General features: G+C 66.2%; 12 protein-coding genes. 9 read left to right on the top strand and 3 right to left on the bottom strand.

The features are described from left to right. Positions 1–7: 7 nt before the first annotated feature. Entirely contained in the window at positions 8–697 is a 690-nt protein-coding gene (locus tag BQ7471_RS02580) for a hypothetical protein (protein ID WP_076463979.1), read from the bottom strand. A gap of 224 nt (positions 698–921) precedes the next feature. On the opposite strand from BQ7471_RS02580, the gene BQ7471_RS02575 reads away from it, so the two are divergent. Genes BQ7471_RS02575 through BQ7471_RS02565 form a run of 3 tightly spaced genes read left to right on the top strand, consistent with a single transcriptional unit; the run spans position 922 to position 5,842 of the window. Then, complete coding sequence (locus BQ7471_RS02575) at positions 922–1,188, top strand: WhiB family transcriptional regulator (RefSeq protein WP_407922677.1); 267 nt, start codon at positions 922–924, stop codon at positions 1,186–1,188. Further along, entirely contained in the window at positions 1,185–4,331 is a 3,147-nt protein-coding gene (locus tag BQ7471_RS02570; RefSeq protein ID WP_076463975.1) for a glycosyltransferase, read from the top strand. Before BQ7471_RS02575 ends, BQ7471_RS02570 begins: the two co-directional genes overlap by 4 nt. Further along, positions 4,328–5,842 (top strand): DUF5719 family protein, encoded by a 1,515-nt coding sequence (locus BQ7471_RS02565; protein ID WP_076463973.1) that lies wholly within the window; start codon positions 4,328–4,330, stop codon positions 5,840–5,842. Before BQ7471_RS02570 ends, BQ7471_RS02565 begins: the two co-directional genes overlap by 4 nt. Before the next feature lie 11 nt (positions 5,843–5,853). Here BQ7471_RS02565 and BQ7471_RS02560 read toward each other — a convergent pair whose 3' ends face one another. Further along, positions 5,854–6,303: a metallopeptidase family protein gene (locus BQ7471_RS02560; protein ID WP_083663202.1), complete on the bottom strand. Its 450-nt coding sequence runs from the start codon at positions 6,301–6,303 to the stop codon at positions 5,854–5,856. 71 nt (positions 6,304–6,374) lie between these two features. Between BQ7471_RS02560 and BQ7471_RS02555 the strand changes: the two genes are divergently transcribed. Further along, positions 6,375–6,839, top strand: coding sequence for a DUF3499 domain-containing protein (locus tag BQ7471_RS02555; protein WP_076463972.1), 465 nt, complete (start codon positions 6,375–6,377; stop codon positions 6,837–6,839). A 49-nt stretch (positions 6,840–6,888) separates the two neighbouring features. On the opposite strand, the gene BQ7471_RS02550 is transcribed toward BQ7471_RS02555, so the two are convergent. Next, positions 6,889–8,007, bottom strand: a complete 1,119-nt coding sequence (locus tag BQ7471_RS02550; RefSeq protein WP_076463970.1) for a glycerophosphoryl diester phosphodiesterase membrane domain-containing protein — start codon at positions 8,005–8,007, stop codon at positions 6,889–6,891. 343 nt (positions 8,008–8,350) lie between these two features. On the opposite strand from BQ7471_RS02550, the gene mtrA reads away from it, so the two are divergent. The 5 genes from mtrA to hpf all read left to right on the top strand — a co-directional run bounded on the left by mtrA (position 8,351) and on the right by hpf (position 14,143). Further along, positions 8,351–9,031: an MtrAB system response regulator MtrA gene (gene mtrA / locus BQ7471_RS02545; RefSeq protein WP_076463968.1), complete on the top strand. Its 681-nt coding sequence runs from the start codon at positions 8,351–8,353 to the stop codon at positions 9,029–9,031. 142 nt (positions 9,032–9,173) lie between these two features. Further along, positions 9,174–10,760 carry an MtrAB system histidine kinase MtrB gene (gene mtrB, locus BQ7471_RS02540; RefSeq protein ID WP_407922676.1) on the top strand — a complete coding sequence of 529 codons (1,587 nt, stop codon included), beginning with the start codon at positions 9,174–9,176 and terminating at the stop codon, positions 10,758–10,760. After that, positions 10,760–12,472 carry an LpqB family beta-propeller domain-containing protein gene (locus BQ7471_RS02535; RefSeq protein WP_076463967.1) on the top strand — a complete coding sequence of 571 codons (1,713 nt, stop codon included), beginning with the start codon at positions 10,760–10,762 and terminating at the stop codon, positions 12,470–12,472. Before mtrB ends, BQ7471_RS02535 begins: the two co-directional genes overlap by 1 nt. Positions 12,473–12,595: 123 nt before the next feature. Further along, positions 12,596–13,312, top strand: a complete 717-nt coding sequence (locus tag BQ7471_RS02530) for a ComF family protein (RefSeq protein WP_076463965.1) — start codon at positions 12,596–12,598, stop codon at positions 13,310–13,312. Between the two features lie 192 nt (positions 13,313–13,504). Further along, complete coding sequence (gene hpf, locus BQ7471_RS02525; protein ID WP_076463964.1) at positions 13,505–14,143, top strand: ribosome hibernation-promoting factor, HPF/YfiA family; 639 nt, start codon at positions 13,505–13,507, stop codon at positions 14,141–14,143. Positions 14,144–14,150 lie beyond the last annotated feature (7 nt).

Raw genomic sequence — 14,150 nt, 5'->3', positions numbered from 1 at the left:
CCCGAGTCTACCCGTCGATGAGAAGGGCGCCCTCGAAGTGCGCGATCCGGCGGATGTCGTCACTCGAATAGACCATGTGATCGACGAGGACGAGCCCCGCCCCCGCACACCAGGCGCCGACTGCCGCCGACAGAGTATCCGTGCGCGTCGAGGCGCACCAACGCTGCGACGATGCGGCGCGGACGGGATGGGGCGCGATCTGCTCGATCGACGGCGCATCCGCGGGGACGCAGACCTCGAGCGAATCGGACTGCGCCATGAGCGCCGTCAGCGCATCGTCGATTCCGCCCCCGAGTTCTCCGCCCGCCCATGAGAATGCGAGGAAATCCTGTTGTTGGGCGAGAATGACGACGCCCCGCTCGGCGGCGGACGCCGCGTCCTCGTCGATCTCGGATATGACGAGGAGATCGCCGACGCTCAAGTCCGCAGCATCGTTGGCGCTCAGCCAGCCCATGGCACGGGCGGCGAGCATCCAGATGAGGTCCTGCCACAGTCCAACGCGCACATGAATACGGGCGGGGGCATCTGTGGGGCCGAAGAGATCGGGATCGAACTCATTTCGGAGCAGATTCGCGGTTTTTGCGAGCCACCGGGCGAGGACCGGCCCGTTGAGCTCTACGCGCTCGGCGGAGTAGACGGTGAGCGCCGGAGAGCGGTTGGCGGCAAGGTCGTCGATGAGTCGGGGGAGGGAGGTCATGCACAAATCCTAATGAGGATGCGCACCTTTTCTCAGTAACCATCGAGCAGAGATTGGGATGATCGGCCAAAACCGTCGATTATGCCACGGATCGGTCCGTCTGCCAGAAGATCTCATGTACTCCAAACGGCTTGACTTATGGGGATGACACGCGTGTAATTCATGTATTGATACGGAGCGCATGAGGAGACACCAACGTGTGGAACATTCTGGGTGAAGGGCCGATCACATGGTCCGACGCGTTAGATGCCGGCCTCTACGCAGCAGACGGCCCACTGGCCTGGCAGCAGCATGCGCTGTGCGCCCAGACGGACCCCGAGGCCTTCTTCCCCGAAAAGGGCGGATCGACCCGAGAGGCGAAAGCCATATGCCAGTCCTGCGACGTCCGTGAAGAATGCCTCGAATACGCGCTCGCACACGACGAGCGATTCGGCATCTGGGGCGGGCTATCGGAACGCGAACGGCGCCGCCTGCGCCGCATGGCGGTGTGACCTCTCCAGTGGAATCCGGGGTCGTCGCCCTCGTCGTCTCGCGCGGTGACGTACGAGTCGCCGAAGTCGTTGAAGCTGCGGCAGCTCAGAGTGTGCGCCCCGACGAGATCCTCCTCCTCGACTGCCTCGGCGACGGGACCGCCCGCGCAGACTCCTGTCGCATCATCAACACCTGCGGCGCCCGGACCCTCGGCGACGCCATACGATCCGCGCAACGCCTCAACGACGACTCCATGGACTCAGCGCGCTGGTGGTGGATCCTCCACGACGACTCCATCCCCGAGGCGACCTGCCTCGAAGAATTATGGGAAGTCGCCGACCGCGGCAGGACGATCGCAGCAGTCGGACCCAAGCAGGTGAGCGAGGACGGCACCGTGCTGCTCGAAGTCGGAATCTTCGCCACGGCCTCGGCGCGCAGACTCGAACGCATCGCACCCGGAGAGATCGACCAGGGGCAATACGACTCCACCAGCGATGTACTCGCCGTCGGTACCGCGGGTATGCTCATCGACCCCGAGGCTTGGAAGACGCTCGGCGGCACAGACCCCGTCCTCGGGCCCTTCGGTGACGGTCTCGACCTGGGGCGCAGACTCCACCTCGCAGGACGCCGGGTCGTCGTCGCCCCCAGGGCGAGACTGCGCCACGCCCGACGGTCCCTCACCCCCGGGTTCCCCGACGCATCCGCCGGAGTCGATACCGGCACAGCGGATAGCAGCACTGACGTCAAGCGCGCAACGGTAAAGCCTGAAGATGCGAGCTTCGCCGCTAGGCGCTTCGCCCAGCTATATAACTGGGCGAAAGCGGTTCCCGCGTGGGCGCTCCCACTACTCATGGTCTGGCTCCTCGTATGGACCCCCATTCGTATGGCGGCGCGCCTCGTCACCGGGGCATCGCATCTGGCGCTTCCGGAGATCACCGCCTGGAGCAGACTCATCGCTGCGACCCCGCATCTCATCTCCGCCCGTTTCGCCGCCTCGCGCAGCGCAGTCGTCCCCATGCGCTCACTCGCAGGCCTCTACACGAGTCGGAGGGAACTCGCGGAGGGCAAGCGACTCGTCGCACAGGGCCTCACCGTTCCCGACGGGCATATCGATTCGCTTATCACCGACTCGGTGAGTCGATACAAGCACCGCAGCACCGTCGCCCTTGCAACGGTCCTCGCCCTCACCGCCCTCATATCCGTCGTCTGGTGGTGGGGGAGTGCCTCGAACCTCGTCGGGGCGGCGTGGAAACAGCTCCCCGCATCGTGGAACGACCTATGGGAGGCGGCCTGGGCATCGTGGATCCCCGGGGGCGATGGGACAGCGTCCGTCGCGGATCCGCTCCTTATCACCCTCGCTGGAGCGACATGGCCACTGCACGTCGTCGGCGTCTCGCCGACGACGGCCGCCACTTGGCTCATGGTCGCGGCGACACCGCTCGCCGCACTCAGCGCGTGGGTATTCGCCCGAGAGACGACCCGCAATGTCGCCGTCACTGCGGCCGCGAGCCTGGTGTGGGCCTTTCTGCCCGCACTCACGATCTCGCAGACTCAAGGGAGGATCGGAGCCGTCCTCTTCCACGTCGTCCTTCCGCTCGCCGCAGCCTCCTGGATGCGCCTGGCGTCGCCCGCGCCACCACTGGTCGTCAACGCCGCCAAGGGCGCCGTCGGCGTTGAGCGCCAGGCGCGTAGGGGCTCCCACGCCCGAGCTGCCCTTGCCTCAGCGATCGCAACGGCGTGTATTCCGTGGTTCATCGTCGTCGCAGCGGCGGCCTCTCTCACCCGTGCATACCGTCAGCGCTCCATCGCCGCCGCACTCATCGTGATCCCCTCCGCCGTCGTCATCGCCCCCTTCACAGCACGCGCCATTGCGACTCTCAACGGTTGGAAGGCCCTGCTCGCATCGGGTGCGGGCTCCTACGCGGATGTGGGTGCCCCCGCAGGGGTCATCGCCCTGGGAGTCCCGGCCGTTCCCGTATGGACCCCCTGGCTCGCTGCCTCACTCACCGTGGGCGGACTGCTCCTCATCGGCGCCCTCATTGCAGCGCTGCGCAGCGCCTTCGCCGCGCGGGAACACTCCGCCGCACCCGCCTTCGCCCTCGGTGCCGCTGCGATCACGGCGGCGGTAGCCACATCGCGCATGACCGTCGGCGTTGACGCCGGGGTGCCGACAACGGCGTGGACATCGCCAATGCTGTCGCTCGCCGCAGTGAGCCTCATCAGTGCGATCCTCGTCCAAATCCCATCGGCGCAACCGTGGGATGCTCCCGCCATGAGCATGTGGTCCCGATCCGCCATGGCTGTCATCCTCATCGCCCTCATCGCAGGCGCGGGAGCCGTCGGGGGGCGCATCGATGCGCGCAGCGCGGACGAGGGCCTGTCCGCCTATGAGTTGCTCTCCACGGACCATGTCTCATCCCCCTCCTTACCGCTGATCGCCGCAGTATCCGAGCAGGGAGAGAATTCCCCGCGCGCGGGCCGCGTCCTCGTCGTCCTCGCCGCCGATGATCTGACGAACCTCACCGTGAGGCGGTGGCGCCACGCGGGCCCCGCCCTCACCGACTCCTCGGCGATCACCAGGCTCGAAGCACTCAACGCGGGCGGCGCGCCCGACGATGCAACCGCGGAACTCGCCTCCCTCGTCCTCACCCTCGCCTCCTACCCCGATGAGGAGAGCGTGAAGGCCCTCACCGACCACGGTATCGACTCGATTCTCGTGCCCGAGGCATCCGCGGGGGCAAGCGCCCTGTCGGAGGCCTTCGACCGCGCCGCCGGATTGGAACGAGTAGGCGCAACGGATGCGGGGCACGTGTGGAGGGTACGGCCGGACGGATTGCAAACGGCCCGCGCCCGCGTCATCACAGCCGACACGTGGGTTCCACTCGATGCTGCGGCGATCAGCGCGCGGGGGCGGCTCGACGAGGCCGCGGGGCTCATCGTCCTCGCAGAGCGGGCAGACCCCGGGTGGAGGGCCACCCTCGACGGCGCGCCCCTCGAGGGGTTGACCGCCGACAACGGGTGGGCGCAGGCATTCGCCGCGACGGGCGGCGGGGAACTCGCCATTACTCACATGCGATGGTGGACCCGCCCCTGGCGATTCGCCTCGCTCACAGTCCTTGCCCTCACCGCACTCGCAGCGATCCCATGGAGGAGGAAGCAATGAGCCTATCCGTTCGCCGCGGCGCGCTCGTCGCCGTTATCGCCTCCCTCGCGCTGCTCGGCGCCGCGGCATCCGCCGATCGATGGGCGCCCAGCGCCAGGCCTGTAGTGCTGGAGGCTCCGACCACGTCCGCCTCCCCCTCATCCGTCACGCTGGCATGCCCTCCCGGCGTCACCGATTCCTTCAACACCTCCAGGAGCGCTCCCGCCTCCATCTGGTCGACCACCGGATTGGGCGCATCCGATGCGGCGCCCTCCACTGTGAGCGCCGAAGGAGCCGATACCGTCCCCACGGCTGTGATCGTCGCGGGACAGGGGGGCGGCGAACTCATCGGGCTGTCGGCGACCGGTTGTGCGGTCCCGCAGACCGATCAGTGGATCGCCGCAGGATCGACGACCCTGGGCGAGGATATCGTCCTCGTCCTCGCGAACCCCTCGAAGGTGGCGTCCGTCGCTGAGATCAGCGGATATGGCGGCGCGGGACTGCTCGATACGACTCCCCAGAGGGTGACCGTCCCCGCAGAGTCGGCTGTGACGGTGCTTCCTGCGGGCTTCTTGAGCGATCAGGAGAGGCTCGCGCTGCGCATTCGCGCGGACGGTACGGGCGTCGCAGTTTGGGCACAGGTCTCCGGCATGGACGGCGAAGTGCCCCGGGGGAGCACGTGGGCGAGCGCCGTGAAACCAACGACCTCGACGGTCTTCCTCGGAGTGACCGACTCGTCCTCGCTGCGCATCGCGGTGCCCGGCGACGAGGCCGCCTCCGTTGCGATCACCGTGTCCACCGACGAGGGGGAGGCCCCGCTGCCCCCCGGATCGGTGACGGTCGACGGCGGAACAGTCCTCGACGTGCCCGTGACCGGAGCATCGGGAACCAGCGCGGCCATCGTCGTCGCCTCCGATCAGCCGATCGTCGCATCCATCGCACAATCGACGCCCGGCGCCGAATGGCCCGAGTCCTCGACGACATGGACGTCCCGGTCCGTCATCACACCGGCAATGCCCGTCACACGGATCGACCTTCCCGGAACCGACGAACTCACTGCACTCGTGAAGCGCCAGCTGTCGGCCCGACCCCTGCGCGCCACCTCCATTGCCACGGACTCCGGCGTCACCGGGGTGAGCGCCTCTCTCATGATCCTCGCCCCCACCAACCAGGGGATCGATGCCGCCCCCGTTGAGGACGAACCCCAATCCGGCGGTGAATCGTCCGAGTCCGCGGGACCGGAGATGACGACGCCACTCGAGGACGGCCCGCAATCGGCCGCTTCGGGCGCCCTCGATCCCGTCGCCGAGGAGATCTCCATCAGAGTCGGCGACAGGGTCGTCAGCGCCGCAGTCGGCTCGACGATCACCCTCGACCTGCCGACGGGCCCGACTCGAGTCTCCTCAACCGCACCGGTGCGCATGGCGGTGCTCATCACGGCGCAGACCCCGGCGGGGCCCGTGAAGTCGGTGTGGCCCATCGGAACGGTCGGCGTCGCAACCCAAGAGGCGACGATCAGCGTCATCGACTGATCGCCGACGCCTCACCTCATGGCGTCATCGAGTTCATCCGGGGGGATCGCGAGGATGCGGGAGATCCTCTCGACGAGGATCCTGCGCGTCACATCGGGAATATCAGCCGCATCGGAGCGTAAGACAATGGGGAGCCGATAGAGCACGATCCTGTCGGGAAGGCCCCGGTGACGATCAGCGGGGAAGACCCTCGCGAGCACCTCGGAGTGCGACTCCCACGGAGCGGGGTCCGATGGGGGAACATCTTCCGTGCCGAATTCGATCGTCGAGACGGCGGGCCAGCGCCGCGTCAACTCGACGATGAGGGACGCCACCAACTCATCGAAGGCCTCGCGCCGGGTTCTCCACGCGGGCGTCCCAGGGAAGAAGAGGGGACCGCGGGAACCGCGACCGTGGCGGTCCCGGGACGGGCGGCGCAGGGCTTCGAACACCCCATCAGAGTAGCGGCGTTCCCCCGGCATTCGTTCCGCCTCGCCGTGCCTCGCCGGGTTGGTGGGTATCGTGTTCGCGACCGGTGCCGTACCCTTGTGGGGTGAATGCGGCCAGACACTGTTCCAAACCCGGTTGCCAGCGGCCAGCGGTGGCGACTCTGACCTACGACTATCCCGACTCGACCGTCGTGCTCGGCCCCCTCGCCACAGTTTCGGAGCCCAACGCCTACGACCTGTGCGATGAGCATGCGCACACGCTTACGGCTCCGCGCGGCTGGCAGATCGTGAGGCTGGCGACGAACTTCGAACCCGCGCCGCCCAGTGGGGATGACCTTCTCGCCCTCGTCGACGCGGTGAGGCGGGCAGCCGACGCAGCCCCCCGCATCGAGACCGCACCGCGAATGGACAGCCGAGCGGGACGCGCCGACGCAGCCCCCCCGGAGCCCGAACTCGGCCCCTTTGCCTCTGCGACGCCCACGGCCCCCGACACGTCGAGCCCGCTCGACCCGAAGTCCGCGTACGCGCGACGGCGCGCACAATTCACGGTCATCTCCGACGCCGACTGACACCTGTGCCCCCAGATCATCCTCCGGGGGCACACCGTATGGCAGTGCGTCAGTGCTGCGCCGCCTGTGTGAGGACATCGGCGAAGTTCTCGCGGCGGATCCGCTCGTCGGTGTACATGAGGACGAGGTAGGACAGCATGACAGGAATGGTCAGCCCCGTGATCAGGGTGCTGGAGAATGTGATGACGACCTGCAGGGCGCCAAATGACTGCGTGCTCGACACGATCACTGAAGGAATGGTGGTGATGACAGCACCGACGATCCCCGCGGCCGACGATACGAGTATCGAGATGAGCAGGTAACGGCCGACAGTTTTCCAGAAACTGCCGGAGGTGAGCTGCCATGAGCGCTTCATCGATTCGACGGGGCCGGTCTCTTCGAGGATGCACACAATCATCGAATAGATGAGCCTCGTGCCGATGAAGCCAACGATGACGCCGAAGAGCGCAAGGCCGACAATGAACACGAGGAGGATCGCCCCGAGCCCACTGAGCCCGTAGTCATCAGGAGTGGACCACGCCTGGACAAGCGCAGCACCGACGACGAAGCCGACGATCGAGATGACGATGATGATGGCAGTGATGATAAGCCACGTGAGCACGGCGAGCCCGATGAGAGGAAGGATGCGGCGCGCAAATCGGCGCATCACCTCTGACAGAGTGGGGGACCGTCCGATGACGGCGTCTGCCGCGACGATAGTGAGAGCAGCGCTCAGCAGCATGGAGGCGAAGCCGATGAGCAGATACATGAAGAGGGACGCGACGGAGGTGATGCCGGTGCGGGTGAGGAGATCGGCGAGGGCGCCCGAGTCCATCCCCGAGGACCTGTACAACACATTGTCGTAGGGCACATAGGTCCACCAGGTGATGAGCGCCATCGCAATGGAGACGACCGCCATCACCACGACCGAAATGCCGAACATGATGAGCGGATTGTGCCTGAGGATCTTGAAAGTCCCCTCGAACAGATCGCTGATCGCGAGAGGGCGGAAGGGGATGATTCCGGCCTGCGGAGCCGTGAACGGGGCCGCACCCGGGTATCCGGCGCTCGGGGGCGCCCCGGGGGGAAGGGGTGAGGAGGAGGGCTGAGCGGCGGCCGCCCACTGCTGATGCGCCTGGAGGAGGGCTGAGCGGCGGCCGCCCACTGCTGATGCGCCTGATCCTGCCATGTGGAGGCGCCCTGAGGATTCCACGTCGGCTGGGTGGGCGGGACGGGCGACTCGGGAATGGAGGGCGCTTGCACTTCGGGCCGCCACTGCGAGGGCGGTGTCGGCTGGGTCCCCCAGGACGAGGGCGATCCCGTTGCCCCGACTCGGTGGGGAGGGATGGTGTGCTCGGCGTCGGGCCGGTGCGGGTCAGTCACGAAGACTCCTTCAATCACGGGATGCGGACGGGAACAGTGTGTCACGGATGCTTGACGGATCTCATCCGGCAATCCCCTGAACTGGTGTTTCACGAGAGTCGTTGGCGCGTCTTTTCACGCGCGGCCGCAAATCGTGGAACGATCGTGATATGAGTTCGCGCATTCTCGTCGTCGACGACGACGTCGCCCTTGCAGAAATGATCGGAATCGTCCTCGAATCCGAGGGGTTCACCATCTCCACCTGCGCAGACGGCGGCGAAGCGGTCGAGGTCTTCCGCGCTGTCAATCCTGATCTCATCCTCCTCGATCTCATGCTCCCCGGCCTTGACGGCATCGAAGTGTGCCGACGGATCCGACGTGAATCGGATGTGCCCATTGTCATGCTCACGGCGCGCACGGATACCGCCGATGTCGTCGCGGGATTGGAGGCGGGCGCCGATGATTATGTCCCCAAGCCGTTCAAGCCGAAGGAACTCATCGCCCGCGTCCGCGCCCGTTTGAGGGGGCGCGAAGAACTGGGGGACGAGCGCCTTATCCTCGGCGATGTCATCGTTGATGTGCCCGGCCACAGTGTCCACCGCGGCGACCAGGAGATCTCCCTCACCCCGCTGGAATTCGACCTGCTCGTCGCCCTCGGCCGTTCGCCGTGGAAGGTCTTCAGCCGCGAGGAACTCCTCGAAAAGGTCTGGGGCTACCGCCACGCAGCAGATACCCGACTCGTGAACGTCCACGTCCAGCGTCTTCGCTCGAAGATCGAACGCGATCCCGAACGCCCCGAGATCGTCATCACCGTCCGAGGAGTCGGATACCGTGCGGGAACAGGCTCCTGACGTCGAGCAGGCCCACCGAGACGGCCTCGTCGCGCCCACGGCGGCTGCTGCGTCGCCGAAGGGCGGCAATGCCCGCGACCGGAGCGAACCGCTCACGAATCCCCGTTCCTCCCGCGCTCGGCGCATTCTGTCGGGTGGAGCGCTGGGCAGGCTGCTGAGACGATCCCGGATCGTTGAACGCATTAACGGGACGCGATTCGCTACCGCGGTGCGCTCCTCACTCTCGCTGCGTTCGGCGCTCATCATCACTGCTGCCGCCCTCGTCGTCATCACACTCTTCGCTCTTCTCGTCGCCTCGCAACTGCGCGCATCAACCTTCGAAGCACGGCGGGATCAGATTCTCGACGACGCAGCCGTGCGCTTCTCCTCCGCTCAATCGGTCTTCGACCTGTCGACGGCGTCGACCCCTGACCAGATTCAAGAGGCTGCTCGACAGACGGTCGAGGGGATCCGCTCATCTGCCGCGGGCGCCGGGGCAGTATCCGTCATGCTTTTACGCTCTCCCGATGCGTCCTCGTCGATCCGCATCAACCAGATCGTCGACACTGACAATGACGAGCTCATCACCGCTGCCATGCGTCAGGCAATCCACTCATCGGGTGGTGCACAGTGGCAGTCCGTTCAAATCGGAGCGGGGACTGACCGCTCGGCGCCCGGGATCCTCGTCGGAATGGATGTGGAACTGCCACGGGCGGGAACCCACGAACTCTACATCGTCTACTCCCTCGCATCGGATCAGCGCCAGATCAACATGGTCATGAGTGTGCTCTTCTATGCGGCGTTGCCTATCATCCTCGGTCTGCCCATCGGGGTGTTCTCCGTGCTCTACCAATTGCTGCGCCCCGTGAGAAGGACCGCCGACGCGGTCAAGCACATTGCGGCGGGCGACCTCGAGGCGCGCGTCGACGTTCACGGCAGTGATGAGATGGCGGACCTGTCGAGGGCGTTCAACGAAATGGCGTCGTCGCTGCAGGTGAAGATCGCCGAATACGATGAGCTCTCGCAGCTCCAGCAGCGCTTCGTCTCCGATGTGTCGCACGAACTGAGGACCCCATTGACCACTATCCGCATGGCGGATTCGATCATCTGGGACAACCGCGACTCCCTCCCTCCCGGAGCGAAGCGCTCCGCCGAACTGCTCCACGAGCAGACCGACCGCATGGATTCCCTCTTCGCCGACCTCCTCGAGATCTCCCGCTACGACGCTCAATCCGCTGATCTCGAAGCGGAGATGACGGATCTGCGGCTTATCGTCGCCCGCGTCGTTGAAGCGAATGCGGGACTCGCGTCGCGATTGGGGGTCACGGTCTCAGTGAACTCCCCCCAGGACAGGTGCGCGGCGCCAATCGATGTGAGGAGGATCGAGAGGGTTCTGCGCAACCTCCTCATCAACGCCCTTGAATTCGCCGAGCGCACACGCGTCGACATCACTATTGCGGCAACTGACACCGATGTCGCCGTCAGAGTGCGAGACCACGGCGCGGGGATGAGTGATGAGACCGCCGCGAGAGTCTTCGACCGCTTCTACCGCGCCGACCCCTCGCGTCAACGCACGACCGGCGGCACCGGACTCGGGCTGTCGATCGCCGCCGAGGACGTCGCTCTCCACCACGGCACCCTGGAGGCCACAGGCGTCATCGGGCGGGGAGCATCCTTCCTCATGATCCTTCCCCGCGCGGAATCGACCTCAGTATCCTCGCGACCCCTCGAACTATGGGAGGAGGAGTGATGGCCCGCATCCGCCGACGACCCGCATCCCCCCGTGGGCGCGTCCCCGCTCTCGTCGCAGCTGTCGCACTCGCAGCGACGATGAGCGCGTGCACGGCGCTGCCGTTGTCATCCCCGCCCGCTCCTTTCGACGTGTCAGTCCCGGACTCCGACCCCGTCGAGCTGTCCGCCGATGGGCCGACCGCGGATTCTGACCCGCTCAGCCTCGTTGCAGACTTCCTGCTCGCCTGCGCCGCAGGACCGAATGACGACTTTGCGACGGCACGCCTATTCCTCTCCGCCCGTTCCGCTCAGACGTGGGATCCCGACGAACAGATCCTCATCTACGACACGGCGTCGACTCCCGTCATCAACGTGAGCGACGAAGGGAATGATTCGGCGACGACGGTGCACGTCACCGCCCCCGCCGTCGCATCCGTCGACTTCTCAGGCATCCTCACTGCGTCCCCGAATTCTGAGATCGACGCGAGCTTCTCCCTCGTCAAGGAGAACGGGCAGTGGCGCATCGATGCGCCCGATAATGCATTCATCGTGTCGCGCGCCTCCTTTGCAGCGTCCTATCAGCTGGCGAATCTGTACTTCCCCTCGACTCTGGGCGACGTCCTCATCGCGGACCCGAGGTGGTACCCCTCGCGCCGACTCACCGGTCATCTCCTCGAAGGGCTCGTCAATGGGCCACGGGAGTCCCTGGAGGGCACGGTGACGAACGCGATCCCCGGCGGGACGTCGATCCCCTCCCAGGGGATCGAGACGAGCGACCGGGTGGCAAAAGTGGAGCTCAATGCGGCGCTGGGGGAGGACCGGCGCGCATCGAGGCTGCTGGCATGGGAGATCGCGAAGACCCTCACCCAGGACCCGGCGGTGTCGACCGTGGAACTCACCGTTTCGGGGCAGAAGCTGCCCACCGATGACCTGCCCCACGACCCCTCGTACTCCATCGACACCCGGATCGCATTGGAGGGCGAGTCCATCGGGATCATGGAGGGCCTCAAAGTCGTGCCACTGGCGGTGCGCGCATCCCCCGGCGCTCGAGCACAGGACGCCGCCGTATCGCCGATCTCCCGCGAACTCGTCGCGTGGAGGGACGGGGAGGATCTCATCGCTGCGACGATCGGATCGGATGGGGCGCTGGGCTCGGTGTCCGTGGGCGACGTGGGCGCCCCGTCAATCGACCGCTTCGGATGGGTGTGGTCGGCGTCGAAGGATCCGCAGGCCCCGATCATCATCCTGTCAGCGACGGGGGAATCCGTTCCCGTTGCCGTCGTGGGTGAGCCCCTCGACACCGCCACGCGCGTCGCGATCTCCCCCGACGGGGCCCGCGCCCTCGTCATCAAGGGCTCGGGGGATTCCGCCAGTGCGATGCTTTTCGCCGTCGAGCGCAATGAAGCGGGAGTCCCGTTGTCGCTCACGCACGGCGAGACCATTGCGGGCCTCGAGTCCGGTGTCATCGACGTGTCGTGGGTCGCGTCGACGAGTGTCATCGCCGCGCGCACTGGGGAATCGGAGGCTGCGGGAGCAGTCTCGCTCGCGTCGATCACCCTGGGGGGTCTGTCCACGTCCTCTCCAGCACCAGCGGGGACAGTCTCAGTCACCGCGGGGGCTTCGACGTCGAGCGTGTGCGTGCGCACTGCGGCGGAAACGGTGCAGTGCCGCTCGGGCGCCCTGTGGCAAATGCTCCCTAAGGGGATCAGGGACCTGCATTTCGCGGGTTGAGTCCCGCTGCGGATGTCATTCACACGACCCGTCCGCCCACAGGCAGCCGGAGCGCTCGCGGTCGGTCCACAATCCGAGTGCCCGGCTATTGCCCGATGTGCGCGAGTACCCCATTATCACCCCATGAGGGCTTTGAGCACGATCGGCGGCCTCGTCGGTGAACTCACGGGGATCGTCCTGCCCGTCCAGTGCCCCGGATGCGGAACATGGGACGAGGTACTGTGCTCCTCATGCCGCGAGATCGCCCACTCGGTGCCCGCATGGTCCTTCCTCGGCGGTGAGGAGGCGACGAATCACGGATTCGACGAGAGCGAGAATGCCCCTCGCGTTGCGAGCCTGGGCGCCTATGATGCGGCCCTGCGCCGCATCATCATCGCCGCGAAGCACTCTGAGCGCTTCGACGCCTCGTCCTTCCTTGAGGATGCGGGGCGCACTCTCGGGGAGGCGATCGCACACAGACTCCACGACGAGGGCGAGGATGCGGGCGTGGAGCGGTGGTGGGTGATTCCTGCCCCTGCGAGCTGGAAGCGGCGCCTGTGGGGCAGATCCGTCACTGCTCCGCTCGCATCGGGAGCGGCTTCGGGGCTCGTCGCGGCGAGCGGTAGTACTGCTGTGGTCGTTGATGCCGTGCGTCTGAGGATCGGCGTCGCATCGCAGGCGGGCAGGGGAGGGGCAGCACGGCGCCGAAGGAGGGTGGGGTCGATGGTCGCCCTCGTGGAGCCGCCCGTCGGGGCGGGCGTCGTCCTCGTCGATGACGTCATGACGACGGGTGCGACGATGAGGGAGGCCGTGCGTGTCATAGGCGGGTGTGCGGCGATCGGAGTCGCCGCACGAGTCTGAGCCGTTCCTTATGACGCGCATCACGCGGTGGGCTAGGATGTCACACAAGGCACGGGCCGACAATGCCGTATGAAAATCGCCGGTGACGTGCTCGGACGGAGGTGATAGCTCAGATCACGGCCCGGAGCGATGAGGCGTTCGGGCATCCGGTTAAGCGAGCGACGAAGCTCGCCGACTTCCTCTGGAGGAAACATGGACATCACCGTCGTCGCGCGAAATGCGGAAATCCATCCGAACTTCCGCGCTTACGTCGAAGAGAAGATCTCGAAGGTCACCCAGTTCTACCCGCGCGCCCAGCGCGTCGATGTGGAACTCACCCACGAGCGCAACCCCAGACAGGCGGATACTGCGGAAAGGATCGAACTCACCGTCTACGGGAAGGGCCCCATCATCCGCGCAGAAGCCCAATCCGCCGATCGATATGCCGCGGTAGACATCGCGGCGGGCAAACTCTTCGAGCGTCTCCGCAGATTGCGCGACAGGGCGAAAGACCATCGCAGGTATCGACGCGAATTCGAGGATGTTGCGCCGCTCGACGTTCCGGCGTCCGTCGACGAGGCCGCTGAAGAACCGGCTGCGAAGCCGCTGCGCTCAGCCGAAGACCTCAAGGTCGGCGAGGCGCGCGAAGAGCAGCTCGGCGATTCTCCGATCATCGTCCGTCAGAAAGTGCACGAGGCCGTGCCGATGACAGTCGATGAGGCGCTCGACCAGATGGAAATGGTGGGCCACCCCTTCTTCCTCTTCGTCGATAAGGATACCCGCCAGCCGTGCGTTGTCTATCACCGCCATGGATGGACCTACGGCGTGCTCCGGCTCAACACGACGGTCTGAGTCGAAT

The organism is Actinomyces mediterranea (genome assembly GCF_900155595.1).
In the GTDB taxonomy this organism is placed as follows: Bacteria; Actinomycetota; Actinomycetes; order Actinomycetales; family Actinomycetaceae; genus Pauljensenia; species Pauljensenia mediterranea.
The sequence above is the reverse complement of the archived record's forward strand: the minus strand, read 5'-3'. Positions and strand labels throughout refer to the sequence as shown.

Coding starts and splice junctions, on each gene's coding strand:
- BQ7471_RS02580 (WP_076463979.1), bottom strand. CDS start 697: ATGACCTCCCTCCCCCGACTCATCGACGACCTTGCCGCCAACCGCTCT.
- BQ7471_RS02565 (WP_076463973.1), top strand. CDS start 4,328: ATGAGCCTATCCGTTCGCCGCGGCGCGCTCGTCGCCGTTATCGCCTCC.
- BQ7471_RS02560 (WP_083663202.1), bottom strand. CDS start 6,303: ATGCCGGGGGAACGCCGCTACTCTGATGGGGTGTTCGAAGCCCTGCGC.
- BQ7471_RS02550 (WP_076463970.1), bottom strand. CDS start 8,007: ATGGCAGGATCAGGCGCATCAGCAGTGGGCGGCCGCCGCTCAGCCCTC.
- mtrA (WP_076463968.1), top strand. CDS start 8,351: ATGAGTTCGCGCATTCTCGTCGTCGACGACGACGTCGCCCTTGCAGAA.
- BQ7471_RS02535 (WP_076463967.1), top strand. CDS start 10,760: ATGGCCCGCATCCGCCGACGACCCGCATCCCCCCGTGGGCGCGTCCCC.
- BQ7471_RS02530 (WP_076463965.1), top strand. CDS start 12,596: ATGAGGGCTTTGAGCACGATCGGCGGCCTCGTCGGTGAACTCACGGGG.
- hpf (WP_076463964.1), top strand. CDS start 13,505: ATGGACATCACCGTCGTCGCGCGAAATGCGGAAATCCATCCGAACTTC.